The sequence below is a fragment of the Nonomuraea composti genome (assembly GCF_012034275.1).
Classification (GTDB): domain Bacteria; phylum Actinomycetota; class Actinomycetes; order Streptosporangiales; family Streptosporangiaceae; genus Nonomuraea; species Nonomuraea composti.
The window spans coordinates 1-21,554 of sequence record NZ_JAATEP010000032.1; the positions used below are offsets into that span (position 1 = coordinate 1).

Annotated in this window: 14 protein-coding genes and 2 pseudogenes; 8 read left to right on the top strand and 8 right to left on the bottom strand. The window is 69.3% G+C overall.

Going from position 1 to position 21,554, the window contains the following annotated elements; genetic code table 11:
* Both HCN51_RS35865 and HCN51_RS35875 read left to right on the top strand, forming a co-directional pair.
* The coding region (locus HCN51_RS35865; protein WP_168015860.1) for a phospholipase A2 at positions 1–4,968 on the top strand (4,968 nt) is incomplete at its 5' end.
* Between the two features lie 593 nt (positions 4,969–5,561).
* Positions 5,562–5,780: a response regulator gene (locus tag HCN51_RS35875; protein WP_346433915.1), complete on the top strand. Its 219-nt coding sequence runs from the start codon at positions 5,562–5,564 to the stop codon at positions 5,778–5,780.
* A 204-nt stretch (positions 5,781–5,984) separates the two neighbouring features.
* On the opposite strand, the gene HCN51_RS62550 is transcribed toward HCN51_RS35875, so the two are convergent.
* Together HCN51_RS62550 and HCN51_RS35885 are read right to left on the bottom strand one after the other, a co-directional pair.
* On the bottom strand, positions 5,985–7,124 hold the full coding sequence (locus tag HCN51_RS62550) for a DUF6042 family protein (protein ID WP_168015862.1): 1,140 nt from the start codon (positions 7,122–7,124) through the stop codon (positions 5,985–5,987).
* A gap of 319 nt (positions 7,125–7,443) precedes the next feature.
* Positions 7,444–9,249, bottom strand: coding sequence for a thiamine pyrophosphate-dependent enzyme (locus HCN51_RS35885; protein ID WP_168015864.1), 1,806 nt, complete (start codon positions 9,247–9,249; stop codon positions 7,444–7,446).
* A 1,000-nt stretch (positions 9,250–10,249) separates the two neighbouring features.
* Here HCN51_RS35885 and HCN51_RS63105 point away from each other — a divergent pair.
* Both HCN51_RS63105 and HCN51_RS60145 read left to right on the top strand, forming a co-directional pair.
* A pseudogene (locus HCN51_RS63105) lies at positions 10,250–10,639 on the top strand (RNA polymerase sigma factor); the annotation flags it as partial.
* Positions 10,640–10,853: 214 nt separating this feature from the next.
* On the top strand, positions 10,854–11,090 hold the full coding sequence (locus HCN51_RS60145; protein ID WP_240973599.1) for a hypothetical protein: 237 nt from the start codon (positions 10,854–10,856) through the stop codon (positions 11,088–11,090).
* A 257-nt stretch (positions 11,091–11,347) separates the two neighbouring features.
* On the opposite strand, the gene HCN51_RS35895 is transcribed toward HCN51_RS60145, so the two are convergent.
* Positions 11,348–12,709, bottom strand: coding sequence for a DNRLRE domain-containing protein (locus tag HCN51_RS35895; RefSeq protein ID WP_168015867.1), 1,362 nt, complete (start codon positions 12,707–12,709; stop codon positions 11,348–11,350).
* 969 nt (positions 12,710–13,678) lie between these two features.
* Here HCN51_RS35895 and HCN51_RS35900 point away from each other — a divergent pair.
* Entirely contained in the window at positions 13,679–14,422 is a 744-nt protein-coding gene (locus tag HCN51_RS35900; RefSeq protein ID WP_168015869.1) for a hypothetical protein, read from the top strand.
* 137 nt (positions 14,423–14,559) lie between these two features.
* Complete coding sequence (locus tag HCN51_RS35905; RefSeq protein WP_168015871.1) at positions 14,560–14,925, top strand: hypothetical protein; 366 nt, start codon at positions 14,560–14,562, stop codon at positions 14,923–14,925.
* A 179-nt stretch (positions 14,926–15,104) separates the two neighbouring features.
* Here the strand turns inward: HCN51_RS35905 and HCN51_RS35910 are convergent, their stop codons facing one another.
* The 4 genes from HCN51_RS35910 to HCN51_RS35925 all read right to left on the bottom strand — a co-directional run bounded on the left by HCN51_RS35910 (position 15,105) and on the right by HCN51_RS35925 (position 19,578).
* Entirely contained in the window at positions 15,105–16,046 is a 942-nt protein-coding gene (locus tag HCN51_RS35910; RefSeq protein ID WP_168015872.1) for a tyrosine-type recombinase/integrase, read from the bottom strand.
* A gap of 243 nt (positions 16,047–16,289) precedes the next feature.
* Positions 16,290–17,849: a dolichyl-phosphate-mannose--protein mannosyltransferase gene (locus tag HCN51_RS35915; RefSeq protein ID WP_346433916.1), complete on the bottom strand. Its 1,560-nt coding sequence runs from the start codon at positions 17,847–17,849 to the stop codon at positions 16,290–16,292.
* Positions 17,846–19,069 carry a hypothetical protein gene (locus HCN51_RS35920; RefSeq protein WP_168015874.1) on the bottom strand — a complete coding sequence of 408 codons (1,224 nt, stop codon included), beginning with the start codon at positions 19,067–19,069 and terminating at the stop codon, positions 17,846–17,848. Before HCN51_RS35920 ends, HCN51_RS35915 begins: the two co-directional genes overlap by 4 nt.
* Entirely contained in the window at positions 19,066–19,578 is a 513-nt protein-coding gene (locus tag HCN51_RS35925; RefSeq protein ID WP_240973600.1) for a SigE family RNA polymerase sigma factor, read from the bottom strand. The genes HCN51_RS35920 and HCN51_RS35925 overlap by 4 nt, the downstream gene beginning before the upstream one ends.
* Positions 19,579–19,935: 357 nt before the next feature.
* Between HCN51_RS35925 and HCN51_RS61650 the strand changes: the two genes are divergently transcribed.
* Both HCN51_RS61650 and HCN51_RS60155 read left to right on the top strand, forming a co-directional pair.
* Positions 19,936–20,199, top strand: coding sequence for a response regulator (locus HCN51_RS61650; protein ID WP_168015878.1), 264 nt, complete (start codon positions 19,936–19,938; stop codon positions 20,197–20,199).
* A 241-nt stretch (positions 20,200–20,440) separates the two neighbouring features.
* Positions 20,441–20,485 (top strand): annotated as a pseudogene (locus HCN51_RS60155) (hypothetical protein); the annotation flags it as partial.
* Between the two features lie 112 nt (positions 20,486–20,597).
* Here HCN51_RS60155 and HCN51_RS35940 read toward each other — a convergent pair.
* Complete coding sequence (locus tag HCN51_RS35940; protein ID WP_168015880.1) at positions 20,598–21,491, bottom strand: NmrA/HSCARG family protein; 894 nt, start codon at positions 21,489–21,491, stop codon at positions 20,598–20,600.
* Positions 21,492–21,554 lie beyond the last annotated feature (63 nt).

Consider the following 21,554-nt stretch of genomic DNA (forward strand, 5'->3'; position numbering starts at 1 on the left):
AGCACGACGACGACCGGCGCCGTCGCCATCACCGACGCCAAGGGCTACAACTCCTCCTGCCCTGCCGGCCACAACACCTGGGACATCGACGCGATCGGGCAGGCGTGGGCGAACGGCCAGCCCAACTACGGGCTCAGGCTGGCAGGTGTCAGCGACACCGACACCTACAGCTGGAGACGGTATCGATCGGCGAACCATGTCGCCGGCGCGCACGACCCCGCCACCGAGCCGTCCCTGACGGTGCAGTACAACACCAGGCCCGGCAAGGTGAGCCAGGTCTCCCCGCTGCCGCAGGCCGCGACCAACGACACCACACCGGCGCTGGCGGGCAAGGCCGTCGATCCCGACGGCAACACGGTGAAGCTGACCTTCGAGATCTGGACCCCCACCGGCACCACGGCCCTGACGAGCGGGACGTCACCGTTCGTGGCCTCCGGCGCCACGGCCGGCTGGTCCCCCAGCGCCGCCCTGGCGCCAGGCGCCTACAAATGGCGGGCGACGGCCCACGACGGCACGGACCCCAGCAGCGAATGGTCCCCCTGGCAAACCTTCACCGTCGACACGGCCAGCCCCGGGCCGGCCACCATCACCTCCGACGACTTCCCCGCCGAGCAATGGTCAGGAACGCCGGACGGCTCAGGCGGGTTCTCGGGATCGTTCACCTTCGCCCCGCCCACGACCGACGTGGCGAACGTCCAGTACAAGATCGACAGCGGAGACTGGATCGATCTCGCCACGACCGGAGCCACGGTCACCGCGAAGCTGAGCTTCCCGGCCGGCGCGCACACGATCAGCGCCCGCACCCGTGACAGCGCGGGCAACGTCTCCGACACCACCGCCTACACCTTCTACGCGGGCAAAGGCGCGGCCCTGCTCGCACCCGCCCATGGCGAGCGCCCGGCACGACGCACCGCCCTGCTCGCTCAGGGCAGCAGCACCGACACCGGCGTCCGCTACCAGTATCGGCAGGGCGAAACCGACGCCTGGCACGATGTCCCCCTGACCGACGTCCGCTCCAAGGCCGACGGGTCCACCCCCACCACGTGGCCGGTGCCCGTCACCAAGGGCGCCACCCCCGAACTGGTGTGGAACATCGCCGACAGCATCCGCGACGATGGCCCCCTCGACGTCCGCGCGGTCTTCATCGAAGGCACGACGTCGACGGCCTCCCCGCACAACACTGTCGTCCTCGACCGCGTCGCCGGCGGCGCCCCCCGCCTGCCGATCAGCCTGGGCAACGTCAACGTCCTGACCGGCGACTTCACCCTCAACGCCGCCGACGCCACCGTGTTCGGCATGTCCGTCACCCGCTTCGCCTCCTCCCGCCGACCCCAGCTCGGCACCGCGAACCCGGGCCAGGCAGCGATCTTCGGCCCTCAGTGGGGCTTCGGCAGCGATCTGGAGAGCACCGCAACGACCTGGACCTCCATCCAGGCGATCTCCCCCGGCCTGGTGGCGCTGAAAGACAACGAAGGCGGCCAGACCGGTTTCACCGCCACCACGGACGGCGGCTGGAGGCCGGAGCCCGGGGCCGAGAAACTCGCCCTCACCAAGACCGCGGACGGCGGCTTCGTCCTCACCGACACCTCCGGTGTCACCAGCACTTTCGCCGCGGTGGGCGGCTCCACCACGAGCTGGCAGCTCGCCGGCACCGCACGCGCCGCCGACGACAGCCCCAGCGTCCTGCTGGTGTCGGAGGCGGTCACCATGAGCGGCAAGACGCTGGCCCGGCCGAAGTACCTGATCGCCCGCACCTCGGCCGTCAGCAACGACACCTGCAAGACCGCACCCGCCACAAAGGGCTGCCGGGTGCTGGAATACCTCTACGCCACCTCCACCACCGCCACCGCAGGCCAGTTCGGCACCTTCGCCGGCCAGGTCGACGGCATCCGGCTGTGGGCGACCGACCCGGGCGCCGGCTCGGCCACCGCGACCACGCTCGCGTCCTACGCCTACGATCCGAACGGCCGCCTGCGCCAGGTCTGGGATCCGCGGATCTCCCCGGCGCTCAGGACCCAGTACGACTACGACGATGCAGGCCGCCTGCAGAAACTGAGCCTGCCCGGCTCACTGCCCTGGACCTTCGCCTACGCCAAGGCCGGCGGCTCGGCAGTGGCGGGAGAGGGCATGCTGCTCTCGGCCGAACAACCGGCCCTGCGACCGGGGTCCAAGACGCAGACCGACGGCACCGCCACCTACAGCCTCGTCTACGAGGTTCCGCTGACCGGCGCCACGGCGCCGTACGCCATGGGCCGCACCGACGTGGCCGCCTGGGCGCAGGCCGACGCGCCCACCGACTCCACCGCGCTGTTCCCCCCGGACGCGATCCCGCGCGGACACACCGGCATCCAGCTGACCGCGAGCGACTACAAACGCGCCACGGTCGTCTACACCGACGCCTCCGGACGCTGGGTGAACGTCGTCCAGCCAGGCGGCCATGCCGAGAGCGTCGAATACGACAGCTTCGGCAACTCCGTCAGAGAACTCACCGCCGCCAACCGAGAACTGGCCCTCGGCAAAGGACCGGACGCGCAGGCCCGGCTCGAGTCCCTCGACCTCGCCGAGCTGAGCACGGCCGAGCGCGCCCAACTGCTGTCCTCGACCCACCTCTACAGCGACGACGGGCGCCGGGAGATCGACTCCTACGCACCCTTGCGGCTGACGACGGTCACCACCGGACTGAAGGCCACCGCAACCCTTCCGGCCGTTCCTGACGGCACCGAGATCCCCGGACGTCAGCACATCCACCAGGAATACGATGGCGGACGCCCGACCGATGGCTCGGCCGCGATCAGCAATGTGATCACCAAGACGACGACCGGCCTGCAGGTGCGGGGCTACCCGGAAACTGATCGCCGCAGCCAGAGCAGCTCCTACGACTGGTCCAAGGGCATGCCCGTAGGCCAGACCGAAGACCCGGGCGGGCTGAACCTGACGCGGACCACCACCTACGACGCGGCCGGGCGGGCGGTCCAGGCCGCCACACCCCTGTCCGACGGGGACGACGCCGGCACGACCGTGGTGCGGCACTGGACCGCGAGCGGCACCGGCGCCTGTGCGGGACGGCCCGAATGGGCCGACCTGGCCTGCAGCGTCAGCCCCAAGGACAAGATCACCGATGTCAACGGCAACCCGGACGAGGACGTGACGGTCAGCACCGAGTACGACCGCCACGGCCAGCCAGCAAAGATCACCGAGACCGCCAACGGCGCCACGCGCGTCACCTCGATCTCCTACGACCCGGCCGGCCGCGCCATCCGCAGCGTCGTCACCGGCGGCCCCGGCGTCCCGGTGCAGGCATCCACCACCACCTACGACCCGGTCACCGGCAAACCGGCCACGATCACCTCCGACGACGGCAGCAAGGTCTCCTACGACTACGACGCGCTCGGCCGCAAGGTGACATTCACCGACGCCGACGCAGCCACGACGACGACCGAGTACGACGCCCTGGACCGGGTGCTGCGCACCGTGAGCTCGGCCCCATCCACCACCACCTACGAATACGACACCAGCATCGAACCGCGCGGCCTGGCCACCAAGATGACCGACTCCGCGGCCGGCGTCTTCACCCAGGTCTACGACGGCGGCGGCAACGTCATCCAGCAAGGACTGCCCGGTGGCGTGACCATGCGGCAGACCCTCGGCCCCGACGAGGAACCGTACTCGCGCGCCTACACCCTGCAAGGCGCCGCTGAACCCTTCTTCACCAGCACCGGCTCGACCTCCGTACACGAAGAGGTCACCGAACGAACCGGCCTCTCACGGGTGCGGCAGAAGTTCGACCCAGCCGGCCGCCTGGTCGAAAGCCTCGCCGAAAAACAGGACGGCAGCGCGGCCTGCATCCTGCACACCTACACCTACAACGCCAACGGCAGCCGCAAGAGCGAGGCATCGGCGACCTCGAACTCCGGCACGGCATGCCCCACCACCACCGCCACGCCCGTCACGCACGCCTACGACAGCGCCGGCCGGATCGTCGACCCCGGCTACGCCTACGACGCCCTCGGCCGGCTCACCGCCACTCCCGACGGGCTGACCAGCGCCTACTTCGCCAACGACGAGCTGCACCAGCAAACGGCCGGCGGGCTGCGCCAGACCTGGACGCTGGACCCGCAAGGACAACATCGCCGGGCTGTGGTGGAGAGCAACGCCACCGGCACCTGGCAGAGCACCGCGACCATGCTGTCCCACTACGACGGCGAGGACGTCGTCTGGAGCGTGGACGGCGCGGGCGACGTGACCCGAACGGTGCTCTCACCGGTGGAGGACCTCAACGGCATCGCCACAGTGCGGCCCGACGGCTCCGTGAGCCTCGAACTCGACGAGGTCACGGACGATGGCGAGATCGAGTACATCACCAGCAGCGGCGAGCTCATCGTCCATGACATGAGCGACGCCGCGATGACGAGCCTGCCCGCCCAGATCGTCGCCGGCGAGGAGGCCATCAGCCCGGCGCGGCTGCTGGCGCAGTGTCTGGGCTGCCAGGCCACACTGCTGGACGACGCGGAGGCGCCGACCACGGCCGAGACCGTGACGCCGCTGTACTCGCCGTCGGGTTCCCGGGCATCGGCCACCGACTACTGGCTGTTCAGCGCCAGCCTGTGGGCCTTCAAGGACTACAAGAACTGGGGCTCGAACTCCTGCCGGCGCAAGGACCTGGTCTGGAAGGACGACGGGTGTTCGGTGCCAAAAGTGCTCGGTGGCATCGCCGTGAAGCACTACAAGAAGCAATTCAGCTGGCCGTGCCAGCGGCATGACTTCGGCTACCGCAACTATCGCAAGCAGCGTCGCAACACCTCCGAATCGCGTCGGCACCGCATCGACAAGCGGTTCAAGAACGACATGTACAAGCACATCTGCAAGCCGAAGAACTGGTTCAGCGAGAGAGCGTGCAAGGGAGCGGCCTGGAGCTTCTACCAGTCGGTGGACAAGTTCGGAAAGAGTGCGTTCTACAAACGCTGGTAAATCCACTGGCCGTCAGCCTGATCTCTGGGCCGCGGGCCACCGACCGTGACCTCCCGGCCACGCACTTCAAAATGGCCGGCACGTGAAACACCTCTCGCTCTGGATGGTCGCCGGCTGCGTCAGCCGGCGATCACCCAGGGCGGAGGCGTCCTCGGCCGTCCTGCCGCGCGCGCACTCTGCAACGGGCCTTCGCGCACGAAGGGCAGCCCCTGAGCGCCTACATCTGAAATCGCCGCCTCGACGAGGCACGCCGCCCGCTCGCCGCACCGCACCCGCGCATGACGATCACGGACATCACCGCCCGCTGGCAGCTCCCCGACAGCGGCCACTTCGCCCACGCCTCCCCCACCGACTACGCCACGACCGCCGGCGGAGCAGCGGACGTCATAGGAGAATGCGCGGAGTATGACAAGAGCGCGAAGACCGCGGCCCGCAGCCGGATGTCCGGCAGCGCCGCGTCCGGTCCCGGTCTTTGGCGTGATGACGCGAGCCGGCCAGGAGGAATCCCCCATGTGTGCGTACGTCCTGGTGGCCGAGGACGCTCCGAAACAGGCCGAGCTGATGCGCCGTACCTGTGCCGGGAGGAGCACGTCGTGCGAGCCGTCGCCGACGGGCGCTCGGCGATCGACGAGGTACGGCGGGAGCGGCCCGACCTGCTGGTGCTGGACGTGATGATGCCTGGGGTCGACGGTCTGGACGTGTGCCGGGCGTTGCGGCGCGAGTACGACCTGCCGGTGCTGATGGTCTCCGCGCGGGCGTCGACGTCTCCCGCCTCGTTCAGCGGATCCCCCCGGTGGCTGGAACCGGCATGACCGACACCAGCACCGCGCCCGCCACCATGATCCCGGCCGACTGCGAACGGCCCCCATCACCGAACGGCCATCTCTCAGCCCCCCCAGCGAACCCCACGGGCCTGCATAGAAAAGCCCACCCCTGGCCGGCCGGTGCTTGTGACTTCGAGTGCTTGATGGCGGTGCGGCTTCAGAGGTAGATGGCGCGACCGCCCTCGAACCGCCTCACTCGAGCCTTCGGGCTATGCGACCCACCTCGGGGGGCGGCGGGAGACGTGGCATCGCCGTAAAGACGCCCTCGTCTCCGGAGGTGCTGAAGAGGCCCCGTTCGGTGCCGTAACGGATCGCCCCGTGAATCTCCTCTTCCGTCGCCAGGAGCTGGCGGGAGAGCTCCTCCAGCGTTGCCGAGACGGTGCAACCCCGGCTCCACACCGCCACGGCGGCCAGGTCGGCGGCGAACGAGGTGTAACGGTGGAATGCGTCCTGGCGCCGGATCATGGTCACTTGCTCGTCCGGCAGGCGCAGCACCTCCTCAACAGGCGGTGGGCTCGCGGAGGGACGATAGCGGGTCACCTCGGCGGAGGTTTCGGTGATCACCAGGCCGGCCGCCACCAAGAGCCGCAGTAACTCCTGCCGCGTGGCCGGTGCGGGCACACCCAGTTGCACGGCGTAGTCCGACAGATCCTCGGCAAGAGGGCCGCTCCAGTCGCCTGAGCTGCTGGACCATGGCCGGTACGCGGCGGCGATCTGCTCCTCGGTGGCGTCACCGGCGGCGGCCGCGACCTGGACGGCGTGCAGCACCTCCTGACAGGGCAGCCCGAGGACCGCCTCCCATCCAGTACGCCCGGACGGTACGGCGGGTCGGCTCCGCGCCAACCAGCGGGGAGGCTGAGGAGTCCCGGGGGCCACCCAGAACTGCATCCGCCAGAGGTCACCCTCCGATGCCTCGAATCCGGGGATCTCCGGCGTAGTCCTGAGGCAGGAGACGCGGACTCGATACATTCCCGGTGCTCCGAGCCGGAGCGGTCTGTCTGCGTAGTTTTCGCCGTAGAGCACGGTCGTCAGCATGACGGAACCGGTGTTGGCGTAGTACGGAGTCTCGACCACGTCGTGCCAGACGTCGTCCAATGGGGGAGGACCGTGATGCGCCTCCAAGCGCACGTGATGGTGCGTGTCGCGAGCTGACGCTTGCAACCATCCATCGCCCGCCTTGGCGATGGTACCGCCAGGCTGCGCGTCCACCGCGTGCTCGTCGAGCAGGGGCAACTCCGGTCGCGATCTGGATGCCGGGTCGACGCCAGGAGTGTCCCTGACGACGATCGTTCCGTACTCGGGCCAATGATCCTCTACGGCGATGATCCTCACGTATTGACCGTAACGGTCGAGATCAACGACCTGCACACCATCACCAAGGAAGTCGTCGAAACCGCCCGCGAATCCCTCGTCATCGGCTCCCTATGAATCCGATCATCGCGTTCGGAAACCGTTCGATTCTCAACACCCTGCGGACCGCAACCTTGCCGACTCAGGGCGGCCACGCGCCCAGATCGCCGGGTCGTCGCGTTCCGACGAAATCCGGTGGCGGCCGGGAGATCACTGGAAAGGATCTGCATACCAGGCGCCTCGTCAGCGACATGCCAGGCAGTTCAGCGAAGCTTCTGGTCAGCTGGTGCTGCTCGGCCTGTCACCCCTTGCCGCGGGCGTACCGGGCGAGGTCGCCCTTGTGCTGGTCGACGCCCGGGGAGAGGGCGGGACGCCCCGGGGCGAGGAGGTTGGCAGACATGGGAGCCGCGCCCTTCTCTCCTCGTTCATACGCTTGGAGCATCTTGCCGACCTGGGCTGGCTTGACGGTCTCGCCGAAGGGCGGCTCGTACGGGTCCACGACACATTCGACAAGGGCCGGGCCGTCGTGGGCGAAGGCCCGGGTGAGTGCGTCTCTCACCTGGCCGGTCTCCTCGGCGCGGAAGGCGGCCAGGCCACAGCCCTCTGCGACCTTGACGAAGTCGACCGGCGACAGGTCGCACCCGTATTGCGGGTTGCCCAGGTAGGCGTTCTGCTCCCATACCTCCAGGCCGAGCGTGTCGTTGCGCAGGACGATGACTTTGACCGGCAGGCGGTGCTGCGCGAGCGTGGCCAGTTCCCCCATGCACATGGCCAGCCCGCCGTCGCCGACGAACGCGACGACCGGCCGGTCGGAGTAGGCAACCTGAGCACCGATCGCGTACGGCAGCGCCGAGCCCATCGAGCACAACGTACCGGAGAAGGAGAACTGCATGCCGCGGCGCAACATCACCCGTGACCCCCAGGAGCTGACCGTTCCGGCGTCACCGGTGAGGATCGTGCCGTCGGGGATGACGTCGCTCAGCGCGCACGTCACTGCCTGCGGCTTCATCGGCACCGCGGGGTCGGCGGCTCGCTGTCGTTGCAGTTCCCACCACTGGTCGTAGAGCTCGCGCGCCCGCTCGGCGAAGGAGCGGTCCTCGCGCACCCGTAGCAGGGGTAGCAGCCGGGCCAGCGTGGCCTCGGCGTCGCCGCACAGGCCGACCTCGACCGGGTAGCGCATGCCGATGCGGTCGCCCGCCACATCGATCTGCGCCGCCCGCGCCTGGCCCGGCTTGGGCCAGAAGTCGTAGAACGGGGTACTGCTGCCGACGATGAGGAAGCCGTCACAGTTCTCCATCGCCCACTGCGAGGCGCGGGTGCCGATGAAACCGATCCCGCCGGTGCACCACGGGCTGTCGTCGGGGACGGCGTCCTTGCCGAGCCCGGCCTTGGCGATCGGCGCGCCCAGCGCCTCGGCGACCTGTTCCAGCAGCTCCCCGGCGCCGAACCGGGCCCCGGCCCCGGCCAGGATCGTGATCTTGGCGCAGGAGTTGAGCAGCTCAGCCGCGCGCTGGATGTCGTCCTCGGCCGGGATCTGGACGTGCCGCTGGCCGACGGCCGAGGTGTGGCCGGGCACGTTTTTCTCCGACACCGTGTCCTGCTCCTCGGTCCAGGACTGGGTGTCGATGGGGATGGTCAGGTGTGCAGGCGCGCGGCGGTAGAGCGCGGCACGCACGGCGCGGTCTGTCACCGCGACCGCGTGCGCCGGTCCCATCACGCGCTCGCTGAACACGCAGGCCGGCTCCAGCACCTTGTCGTTGTCGATGTCCTGCAGGAAGTGGGTGCCGACCAAGTCGTGGTAGGTCATGCCGGTGACGGCCAGCACCGGCGCGCCGTCGATCTTGCCGTCGTACAGGCCGTTCATCAGGTGCAGCGCGCCCGGCCCCGACGTGGCCACGCAAGCCGCCGGGCGCCCGGTGAACTTGGCGAAACCAACAGCCGCCATGGCGGCGTACTCCTCGTGCCGCACGTGCACGAACCGCATCTCCGGATGGGTCCGCAGGGACTCAAAGAAGCCGTTGACGGCGTCGCCGCAGATGCCGAAGCAAGTGTCGATCCCCCAGCCCAGCAGCCGCTCCACAACGAGGTCGGACGTCGTCTTGGACATGACATGGCTCCTTGTTGGCGGAACGGCTCGAAGCTGCCCGTACCCGCACCGGCCGCGGCGATGGCGACCTTGGTCGATTGTTGCCGGGGAACGGGCGGAAGTCGTACCGCCTGGGCGACGGGGTCGCCGGTGATGTCGGCCATGGCCAGGGCAGGGCAGCGGGCCGATTGAACGACGATCACTTAGCCGTCGCCGGCGATCGACGAGCTGGCCACCATCACCGACGACGTCGTCCAAGCCGCCTGCAACACCCTCGTCATCCGCGCCACATAGCGGCCAAGATTCCACGCTAACTACCGCAGAAAGTCACACGGTGCTCCGCAGCGAACACCAGCAGAGCTGGATGGCACGCCGGCGAACCCGTCCGTCCCCCACGCGGTGATGCCCGACTTCACGACGAAGGTAGCCACCGGCCGTTCGCCGCTGAGTGGAATTTCGTCTCCACCAACCGCGGTAGCCGGCGGAGATCAGGCGATGGGCTTGCCGGTCTCGGCGGCGAGCACTGGCCGGTCATCGAAATGGTGGCGGTTCCGCCTCCACGCGGAGACGAACAATGACGGCGGGCTGTCCGCGGCCGAATGGCGTCAGTACATCCCCGGACCGGCTTGTCAAAAGACCTGCCGTGACCACGTCCGGCGCGGGAAGTGGTGACAGGTTCCCGCGCGAACCGTCGCGGCAGTTCCGCGCGGTGGCAGCGACCCGATCGACGCTGGACTCGTATATGACACCGTCAGCGATCGGGCCGAGGAGCATTGTCCGATTGAATGCCTCGATCTGTCTGGCCGCCCCACGGTGAAGCATGGGGCAAGACAGATCGAGAGGCTGGGGTTGTTGAAGGAGGGACGGGCGAAGCCCGTACTGTTGTGAGAAAAAGCGAATTGCTCTCTAATCTGATTGCCTTTACAAAGTAAATTCACAATGGGAAAACAGATCACGGAACTTGTGCTGGGCAACTTCGGCAAAGGAGTGGAGAGATGCTGCCCAGCCGGCATGGAGACGCATGCCGGCTGGGCAGCGACGTGGGGTTTCGCGTGCCCGCCGGCGCTTGCCCGCGTCTGTAGCCGCCTCATGCTGCATCGCGAGCTTCGGTCAAGTACATGGCGTAAGCACTGTTGACCGAAAGGACCCCGGCTCGTGCGGCCCGACCAGGAGGAACCCGGCGGACCCGTTGACACGAACGCAGGCATTGGAAGATTTCTACCTGCGGCACTTCGGCACGGTGACGCGGTTCGTCGTATGGCCGACAGCCGACCCGCACACGATGGCCGACCTCACGGTGGAGATATTCCTCGCGGCACTACATTCCCGGCACACCTACCGGCCAGGACGAGGCAGCGAAGCCGGATGGCTGTACGGGGTAGCGCGCAACCTGCTGCTGGCCCAGCGACGCCGCACTGAGCGCGAGGCCCGCGCGTCGAACGGATCGTCACCCCGCCTGTTGGGCAGCGACGGCATCGCCGGCCTGACCGACCGCATCGACGCCGAAGAACCCGCCCCCGCGCGCTGTCAGCCACGGCCGACCTGCCGGGCGGGAAAGGGCGTAGCTCGAGTTCGTGGGGTCATCAGCCAACTGACGGTAGTGGAGGCGGCTCCAAGTCCTGGACATGAGGGTCGGAACGGCCAGAATCCGACTGGCGCACTGGCCCGCACAGCGGCTGGTGGCCGGGGCGGTGGTCGCGATGGTGGTGGTCGCCGTACCGCTGGCATCGAAGGCGCCGGAGTTGGCTGTCGCCAAGAACCCCGACGGGACCGTCACTGTGCGGATCAACGAGTTCGTCAGGCCCAAGGAGCTGGGTAAGAGGCTGCGGGAGGAGGACTACGGGGCCGCCGCAGCGGACTGACCCCCACAACGATGATGTCGTCGGCGCCGAGCACGCTCAGGTCGTGCGGCTCTGCGCCGCAGTCGAACCACGCCGTGGCCAGGCCAAGGCAAGGGGTCAGCGACTGCTCGGCCGAGGGCTCTCCCTTGCGGAGGGTCCTCGGCCGTCGACCGCGATGTCCGGCCGGCGCGGCTGCTCCCCTCAAGGCCGGGCCCGGCCGGAGCCGAGAGCGCGCCGACGGCGCCTGGCAGGCAGGCGCCGACGGCGCGCGGGTGCGGCTAGCGCCAGTAGACGACCGTGAGGGTCGGCGGCTTGACGCCCGCGTCCTTGTTCTCGGAGGCGGCGAAGGCCCGCCAGTTCGTCTTCTCGCTCTCGTCGGCGCCCCGGAGCTGGATACCGTAGTTGGGGGCGCCGTCCGCCCATGCCTTGACGATGTCGGTCACCGGCCAGGCGAGATAGCCGGCGCCGTCCGGGCAGGGCTCGGTCCAGGTGCGGCCGCGGCCCGCCTGAGTGGTGCTGGCCCCCTGCGAGGTCGTGGTGGGCTTGTTGTTCCAGGTGAGGTTGGTCTCCGTCCAGGGGCTCGTGATGCGCTCGGCCGTGAGTCCGGAACCGACCCTTGGACCGCAGGCGTTGGTCTCGAGGTTCCACATGCCGAGGCCGGCCAGGACCACCCGCTTGCCCTTGAGCGTGGCCGTGTCGAACGAGACCAGGCTGCGCATGATGTCGCCGCCCTGGCCGTTCTCCCACAGCATCGTGCCGGCGATGATCATCGCGTCGCCGGGGTGGGACGCCCACGAGGTGGCCACGTCGGTGTCGGTGACGACCGTGGGCATCGTGATCCCCGGGACCAGGCGCACCGGGTAGACGCGGTCCGGGTCGGACAGGAAGCCGGTGTCCGGCTTGAGCACCAGGACCTGGGCTCCGTCCTGGGACTCGACCGTGGCCGGAACCTCGGCGAGCGCGTCGCCGCGGGGCTTGCCGCGGCCGCTGGAGTCGTACATGACCGGTGGGGCCGACGAGGCGAGCACGTCACCACCGGTGCTCTTGAGCTGCAGGCCGCCATCTGCGCTCCGCGTCAGGTCCGCGCCCTGCGTGCGGATGGGGATGCGCAGTTCGAGCGGGCCCTTGGGCTTCTCCCGCAGCACCACGTCGTGGCGCAAGCCGGTCGGCAGGACGGTCACCACCAGATCGGCCCCGGGGCCGGCCGCGTCGGCGTAGGTGGCGACGTTGGCGCTGACCGACGGCTTGGGCAGCGGATTCGCCCAGTTGAGGATGAACACCCGGCCGACGCTGTCGACGAGCTTGGCCGCCGGCCCGTCGCCGCCGCCGGAGACCTCGACGACCGCCTGCGAGACGCGCGGCTTGAGCACCGAGCCTTCCGCCACGAGCGTGGTGTCGATGGCCGCCCAGGTGCCGTCGGACCGCTTGACGTTGGAGGGGCCCGAGGTGATCGTCGCGGTGAAGCTGCCATCGGGGTTGGCGACGGTCGTGCTGCTCTCGTCGGTCAGGCTGGGCACAGGCACCGCGGTGCCGGTCTCGGCGGCGCGGGCAGAGGCGGCCGCCTCCGGGCTCTGCTCCACTGCCGCGACGGCCGGCAGGCCGGTCGCAGCGGCGAGCGTGACGACGGTCGTCAGGCCCAAGGCCAGTTTTCCTACCGCAGCAGAAAATCGCATGTACGTCCTTTCATGAGGGGTGGCATCACAAGGGCACGGATCACCGCTGGTCGCGTGCGCGCTCGTTCCCGTTGCGGTGATCCGCGCCTTCCGTGCACGATTTTTGGGATCTGTCAGGGCGGGGAAAGGGAAATCCCTGGCGATCCGGCATGGGTCATGGCGCCATCGGCTCGCGGTTCCGACGGTCCGTGAGCGATTCGCCGGCGCGGATACGGCCGCGGCGGGGCAGGATCACGACGGCGTCCGGAGGTGCGCAGCCCAGACGCGGCCGCGGGGCTGGGCATGAGCGCCGGACGGTGGTGCGGTTCTTCCCCCTGAACCACAGGCCGGAGGATGACCGCTCAGCCGGCGTGACAACCGCGCCCCTGGCGGGGGCGCCGCGCCGTTCTGCTGCCGGGCGAGGTTCGCCACCGTGGAGACGTCCCAGGCCGCACCGAAGATCTGCGCAGGCGTCGTTTCGACATGGGACGACCGTAGTGAGAGCCACGGGCGGAACGCATCAGTCACATGACCGGTTGCCCGCCGCCGACGGCTTGGATGACTGACCGGGCAGGCGGTCGAGCAGCTCGTCCGTTATGAGCTGTACGGGCTCATCCGCCGGCTCGGCCAGAACGCCGGCTCAATCATAGTCATTCGTCCGATCGCAGGACGAAGACCGTGAGGGCAAGGTGGGCTCATGCAACCTGACTGCCCACCCCGGCCCGCGCCGCCGGGCCAGGCTCGCATCGCCGCGCTCAACATCTGCGTGGATTCGCGCTGTGCGGCATCCTGCCGGCCAACATCCAGGCGATCGCCGGCGCGGGCGACGTCGTCACCGGACGCTCGTGGCTGGACCTGTTCGTCCACCAGCGCTTCTTCCCGATCTTCTCCCTGCTGTTCGGCATCGGCTTCTCGCTGTTCCTGCAGTCCGCCTCCGAGCGCGCACGCCACCCCCGAGTGCTGCTGCTGCGGCGACTGCTGGCCCTGCTCACGATCGGCCTGGCACATTTCGTGCTGCTGTGGCAGGGCGAGATCCTGACCTTCTACGCCGTGGCCGGCCTGATCGCGCTGCTGCCCTCGACCTGGCTGCCCCGCTGGGCCGTGGCCGCGCTCGCCGCGATCCTCCTGATGGCCGCGCTGCTGGCCGGCGGCTTCTACACGATGGTGCCCGTGCTGTTCCTGCTGGGCTCGGCGCTGGTCCGCTACGACTTGATCGCCCGCATCGAGAGCTCCGCCGGCGTCCCCGCCGTCCTGGCCGTGCTGTTCGCGGCGGGCACGGCACCCGCCCTGTGGATGCAGACCGGCGCCGAAGACCCCCGTCTCGCCCGGCTCGGCTGTCCCGCTCTCGCCGCTGTCGATGCGGTCGGTCCCGGCGATCAACAAACCGATCCTGTGGCCCTTCTTGAAGAGGTAGTCCTGTGGCAACGTCAGCCACGCGACCTTGCCGTACGTGCCGGCTGGCGACGCCTCGATCACGTTCGGCACCGAGTGCCGGCCGCGCCGCCGTTTTCCTTCTTCGGCGGTGAGGATGAGCTCCATGTGGTCAGTGCGGTGGCGAACCAGGCCCTCAGCCGATGCCCTGTCCACAACCGTGCGCCCGCCGTTGCAGCGGCTTTCGTTTGGAGCGGGGAGTCGATGGCGGCGTCGGCGGCCTTGCGGGCCTCCGGCGCGACCGCGTCCGCGGATCTGAGGTCGTCGTAGCGGAGCTTCCCGGTGGGGGCCCTCTGACATGTGGACCTCATCGTCAAGGCCTGAGCTGTTGACGCACCGGCACGAGGCCGTGACGATCACATCGCATGAGTCATCCCGCTGCTGAAAAGACCAGCTTTCGAGTGCGGATGGAGACCAGCCAGTGGCCGATCATCGATGCCACGATGGACAACGAAGCAAGCGTGGAAGCCGGCGAGGGCGACCCGCGGAACGTGGCCGACCTCGGTGACAGCATCCGTCAGGCCGGCTGGGCCCAGATTCCGGACTGGCCGCGTGACCTGGCCGGGTTCGAGCATTGGCCGGCTCCCGGCCAGACCTCGACACTGACTTTGGGCCGAGCGCAATGGGAGCTGGTCATTTCCGCGCTGGAGCGCTGGTCGTCCGTGACCGCCGACCTCGGGGATCCCGAGGCCGCGCACCAAGCCGAAGCAGATCGCGCCCTCGTCGAGCTGATCCGCACACAACTGCTGGAGCAAGGATGGACGCCTCGCTGACGTGCGCGGAGAGACTCAGCCGGCTTGTTCGTCCAGCCGGTCGAGGAGTGTCGCCCGCGGCGCCGCCACCGCCGGTGCTCGTGCGCCGGGTTCACGACGTCACCGACACTGTCGGGCGGGGCCAGACCAAGTACGAGAGAAAGGGGCAGTGTCCCCTCCCACCTCGGAGAAGTTATTGATCAGTGGGTACGGCGGCGGGGTGCCAGGACCTCGGTGACCTTGGCGATGGCCTCGGCACCGGGCTTGACGTAGCGCATGGCGGTGCGGGGGTTCTTGTGGCGGGTCTTGCCCATGATGAGCTGCAACGGGACCTCGGCCTCGCCGAGATGGGTGGCGGCGCTGTGACGCAGCTGGTGCAGATCGAGGCCGGCGTGGGTGTCCAGCAGGACGCGGGCGCGGTCGTAGCCCAGGCGGGCGCGGCCGGTGTGCGGGCAGATGTCGGCGGCCGCGGGGCGGCGGGCCGGGACCGGGCGGCGTTCGGACAGGAACAGCGGGCCGTGCGTGCGCCTGTCGCCGTCCGTAAGGCGGAGGAGGCGGGGTAGCAGGTGGGCGGTGCCCGTCTCCCAGTACGCCCACTCGGTGGCGCCGCCCTTGGAGCGGACGGGGGCGCGGCGGTGCTCCAGGTCGAGGTCTTCGACGTTGAGCGCCAGGATCTCCGAGGCTCTGGCCGCCGTTTCGTAGAGCATCCGCCAGAGCGCCCGCTCGCGTAGCGGAATGTCGCGGCGTGAGAGCAGCCGGTGGATCGTGGTCTTGGCGACGGCGCGGGTCTCGTCGGCGTTCTCTTTGCGGCGTTCGGCGTCGGCCGGGACCGAGGGCGCAGCCCAATGCTTCTTGGTGCGGCACCAGGCCAGCCAGGAGGTGACGGCGGCGCGGTTGCGGTTCCAGGTCGCCGGCGCGCTCGCGCCCCACAGCTCGGCGAGCGTGGCGCCGATCTCGGCGTCGGCAACCTCGGCCAGCGATCGGTCTCGGCCGAGCCGGTCTATAACGCGGTCGATTGCGGAGGCGTAGGCGCGGTGGGTGTTCGGGTTGGCCGTGCGCGGGATTGCGAGAAAGGCGTCGGCGGCCGCGGCGAGCGTGACATGCCCACCCCGGAGAGCGGCGACCTTCGGCGCGGCGCTCATGCCGGTCGCCCGGCAACGCCCGTCGCGATGTACCGGATAACGTGCCGGAGTCGCGCACCACTCCGGCGAAGGGTTCTCCTGGTCGGCGCGGCGCCGTGATCGCTCATGTACGTGATAATCATCTATTATCACGTACATGCTTGCGGTTCCTGACCGGCATGCCGGACGGCTCAGTCGGTCGAAATGTGTGGGCAGACCTCACTCACACTGCTGGTATCCACCGGGCACCGGCCTCGGTCGCGTTCATATCCACGAGCGCATCAGCATCCGGGCCCACCACGCCGCGTGCGGGATCGTCTCGCCGGACAAGATTGGATAGAGCCACCAGAAGTTGACCAGGACAATGAGGGCTCCCGCTCCGACGATGGCCGCCCCGGTGGCTCTCCTGATCGACGCCGTTGCGCCGGGCCCGAGTGCCAGCCCTGCGGCGATCGCCAGCGCCAGCACCATGAACGGCACGACGGGGAGCATGTAGAACAGGTACATGGTGCGGTTGTCCGCGATGGCGTAATAGAACCACGGCAGCCACCCCGCGCCGTAGGCGAGCAGCACGGCCCCGGCTCGCCAGTCTCGAACGGCGGTGTACCGGGTGATGAGCACGACGAGCGCGGGCAGCGCGAGGTACCACAGCGCCGGCGTGCCGACGCCCAGCACCGCTTGTGAGCAATCCTTGGCCGCACAGGCGTTCGGCGGGCTCAGGTAGTGAAAGGCGACGGGACGTTGCAGCAGCGGCCACTGCCACGGTTCCGACATGTACGAATGCCGGGTGTCCAGGCCGGTGTGAAAGCCGAGCACCTGGACCTGGTAACCGAGCCACGAGCGCAGCGAGTCGAAGACGAAGAAGCCGGGCCCAGCCTGGGTGGCCTGCTCCCAGTTGCGTCCCCAGCCCTGCGCGCGCAGGAACCAGCCGCTCCAGCTCAGCACGTAGACCGTGGCGGGGACCAGGGCGAACGCGCCCGTCAGACCCTGCAGGGCCGCTGACAGGCGCGGCCGCAGTCCCAGCGCCCGCCCCGCGCCCGCATCCCACATCAGTGAGAGCGCGGCGAAGGCGAGCAAGAAGAAGACCCCCGACCATTTGACGGCGCACGCTGCGCCCAGGCAGGCTCCCGCGGCCAGCCGCCAGGGCCTCATGCCCACCTGGGGCCAGGCCCCCTCCAGGGGAGACATTTCGGGCAACCGCTGCCTGACCCAGTCCCTGTCAACAACCGCACAGGCGAAGGCGGCCAGTACCCAGAACATCAGGAACACGTCAAGCAGCGCCGTCCGCGAGAGCACGAAGTGCAGGCCGTCGAGAGCGAGCAGCAAACCAGCCAGGCAGCCCAGCAACGTGGACCGGGTCATCCGCCGCGCCACCCTCGCCATGATCAGAATCGACAACGTGCCCGCCACCGCGCCGGCGAACCGCCAGCCGAAGGGCGTCATGCCGAACAGCCACTCGCCGATGGCGATCATCCACTTGCCGAGCGGCGGGTGCGCGACGTACTCGGCGCATTCCTCGACGGTCGGGCACCGCCGCCAGATGTTAAGATCGCCAGCCATGATCATCCGGTTGGCGATCGGGTCCTCTTCGGTGCCCAACGTCATGCGCTCGACACCGAACGTCAGCAGTGAATAGGCCCCCTTGATGTAGTGAGTCTCGTCGAAGACCACCGCGTACGGTTCGCCCAGCCGGAGAAATCGCAGTGCTCCGCCGAGCACGGTGACGAAGAGCGGCCCCACCCATCCCCACCACGCGTCGGCCGGCATGGGCGGAACCAGCTGGCGCACCGTGATTCGGGCAAGGCTCTGGGGATGCAGGTTCACCGCTGAACCGCTGCCAGGTTGAGCACGGCCAGTTCAGGCCCATGGCCGGAGCCGCAGGACGTCGAGCCGGGCGAACCACAAGGCGGCGCCTGCCAGCTGAACACCAACCCAGGGGAGGAGGACACGCCGCTGTGCCAGGTGGCTCCAGTTGGTGACTTCTTCAGGCCGATCTCGAGGCTCTGCCCCGTGACGAAATCGTGCACGGTCGCGCCGAGGTCGACGAAGCGATCTGCGCGAATCTGCGATGCCGGGGTGAGATGGCCGCGTACGGTCCGCGATGCGCCACCGGCGAGACTCCACATCACGGTACGACCTTCCAGCGTGGCCACGCACCAGTTCAGGCTGCAGCGCATTCCCCTCGCCCCTGGCGGCGTAGCCAGGGAGGTGCGTTCGCCGGTTTCCAGGTTGACGAGCACGCCTTGGTTGAGGTCGGTGTCGTACTGGCGGACATCGGATGCCCAAGGCCAGGACACCAGATGCAGGCCGTCGGTGCCCGGCAGGGCCTGGGGTGCGCCACCGGTGATCGGGACGGCGTACAACCCGCCATGCCGGACCGACCAGACGATGCGATCGCGCAGGACACCGAGGCGTTCCACCGCCGCCGCCGGTCCACTGAGGCGTGCCAGGAGGACGGCCTGTCCGCCGGCGCGAGGCAGCGCCCACACGTCCGTGGACTTCTGGGCGTGTACGTCCTGGGCCCACCAGGCGATGTGCTCCGGGCCTGGCTCGATGGCCTGCGGGTCGTAGTCGCGTGCACCGTCCGGCTGCGGCATGTCGCCCAGGACCCTTGTCGTGCCCGCCGCGGTGTCGTACACCTCCAGCCGCCCGCCCCTGTCGAAGGACGTCTCAGCGCGCAGCAGCAGCTCGGTGGTGCTCAACGCGGTCACCGGAGTGTACGTCGAGCCATCGGACGCAGCGGCCGGGATGGTGGTCATCGCGGACGACCAGACGCCCCTCGTGGAGGCGGAGGCGGAGGTGACGGCGGAGATGGCTGCGGGCGAAGGGGTGGCGGACGCGTCGCGGCGGCCGAGGTCGGCCAGCGATCCCGTCGCCAGCACCAGCGCGGTCACGGCCGCGGCGGCGAGCGGCACCGAGACCGTCAGAGCCCGGCGACGGCGACGCAGCCGGCGTCCGGCCCGCATGGCCGCGCCCACGTCCACCTGCGACGGCGGATGCTCGTCCGGCACCAAGTTCTCAAACAGGGGCTTGAGGTCCTTCATCGATCCTCCTTGGTCGGAGTCACCTCGAGGAGCGCGCGCAGGGTCGCGAGCCCGCGTGCGGTCTGGCTCTTGACGGTCCCGGTCGAGCAGCCGAGCGCCGCGGCGGTCTGTTGGACGCTCAGGTCGCAGTGGAAGCGCAGCACCAGAGCGGCCCGCTGCCGTGGCGGCACCAGGGCCAGGGCCCGGCGCAGGTCCATGGACAGGTCGGCGTCCCAGCCGTACGCGGCGGCCTCGGGCGGGGCCGGTTCGGGAGGGGAAGCGCCCAGTCTCGTACGCGAGAACCAGCCGCTCCGCTGCTCCTTCAGGAAGATCCGCACCAGGATCACCCGTACGTACGCGTCCAGGTCGTCGGCCTGGCGGGCGTGGCGCCACTTGACGTACAGCCGGGTGATCGCCGTCTGCACCAGGTCGTCGGCACGATGCCAGTCCTGGCACAGGGAGTAGGCGATCCGGCGTAACCAGAGCAGGCGGCCGCGGACATACGCGATGTACTCCGCGTCCGCACTCAAGAGATCCACAATCTCCCAGATACCGCCGCTCACCGGAACGGTTGCATCATGCGTCGTGAATTCTTCCTTCTTGAGCCGAGACCCGGATGCCGGCAAGGCCATCACAATGCGGCCTGGCGACACCGACTACACGCCGCCGAAACACGGCACGGAGTTCGTCTTCGGCGACTCCGCGACCGGGGAGAACCCCACGCCGCCACCATCACTGAGACCACCCGCTACGGCGCTGCCCAGGCCTGGGACAGGCTGCACCCCCGCCTCACCCGCCGGGCCGCCTGGCTCGGCTTCCCGGCGAACTGCCTATCATCGAGGGCACCGTCCTGCGCCTCCAGGTCGAAAGGTACTCGGCAAAGCGACATGGAGGTCGTGGCCGCCGTCTCCGATGGGGCCGAGGCCGTCTCCGTGGCGCGGCGGCTTCGGCCGGACGTGTGCCTGCTCGACATCACGATGCCCAAGCTCGACAGGCTCGAGGTGACCCGCGTCCTGGCCAGGCCCGGATGGACAACCCGCGGGGATGGTCATCGTCACCACGTTTCTCCATCAGCAAGGCATTGTCCTCCATACGAGGATGGAACCGATGCTGAAGGATCGAACTGCTACCGAGTTCGCCGATGGAGCTGAGCGATGACCGCCGCGGCGCCAGGACCGGGGGTCCCGACGGCGATGGCGCAGGATCCAACAAATATGCCTCTCACCTGCGCTCATGCAGAGGCCTCAGGCCGATGGGCCAGACTCGAGGCCCGCCCATTGAGACAGGCCAGAATATTTGTTGCATCTTCGGCCCAAGCTAGGGAACCCCGAGAAGCAGCGGACCGAACGACGCCGGCAGATCTTGCAGACCGCGGCCGCGATGCTGGCCGAGATGCCGGTCGCGAAGCTGAGCCTGAACGAACTGAGCCGGCGCGTCGGCCTGGCCAAGGTCAATGTGCTGCGCTACTTCGACTCGCGCGAGGCTGTCCTGCTCCATGTCAGCCACGGCGGCAGCGTAGGGCAGGGGTCCGACATCCGGCGCGGGAGCCTCAGGGCAGGAGGGCGGCGATGCGGGCCGCTCCGCCGGTGGTCAGCCACTGGTCGAAGGTCAGCAGGCCGGGATGAAGCTCCCGGGCGCGGGCCAGGTCGGCGCCGTAGCCGCCGTTGCGGTTGAGGAAGCCGACGGCCTCGGCGAACGCCGCGTTCTGTGCCCGTACCGCTTCGATCGGGACGGGCACGTATGGGATGTCGCGGCCGAGGGCGGCACTCAAGGCACGCGCGATCTGCGGCGGGGTGAGCTGGTCGCCGGCGAGGTCGACGGCTCGGCCGAGATAGCCCTCCGGGTCGCCGAAGGCCAGGGCCGCGAAGGCGCCGATGTCGGTGAGCGCGATGAGCTGTTCGGGGACGCCGGCGGCAAGCGGTGTGGCCAGCGTTCCTGAGCCGAGGCCGGAGGAGGGATCGGCGTAGTTGTCCATGAACGACGCGGGCCGCAGGATCGTCGCCGGCGCGCCGATGCGCCGCAGGTGGTGCTCGATCCGGAGCTTCGGCTCGAACGCGCGTACTCCCCCGGCCCGGGGCGCGCCCGCCACCGACGAGAACACCAGGTGTGCCGCGCCCGCCGCCAGCGCGACGTCGGCGATGAGGCGCCCCCTGGCGATCTCGGCGTCGTACGGGACCGGCGTCGCGCCCAGCACCCCGGCCTGGACGCTGAACACCCCGTGAACCCCGGCCATCGCCGCCTCCAGCGTCGTGCGGTCACCGGGCCGATCCTGCGCGATCTGCGCGCCCGCCGCGGCGAGCTTCCTGGCCGGGGGTGAGTGCGGGGACCGGGTGAGCGCCCGCACCGTCCAGCCGTCGGCGAGCAGCCGGTACGCGACCGCTCCTCCCTGCCTGCCCGTCGCCCCGGTGACCAGGATGACCTTGTTGTGGTGGTGTTCCGCCATGATGCCGCCCTTTCGACGCGATCGAGGTCCGGCGCCAGCCTGGCGGGATGGGGCATTGCGGAA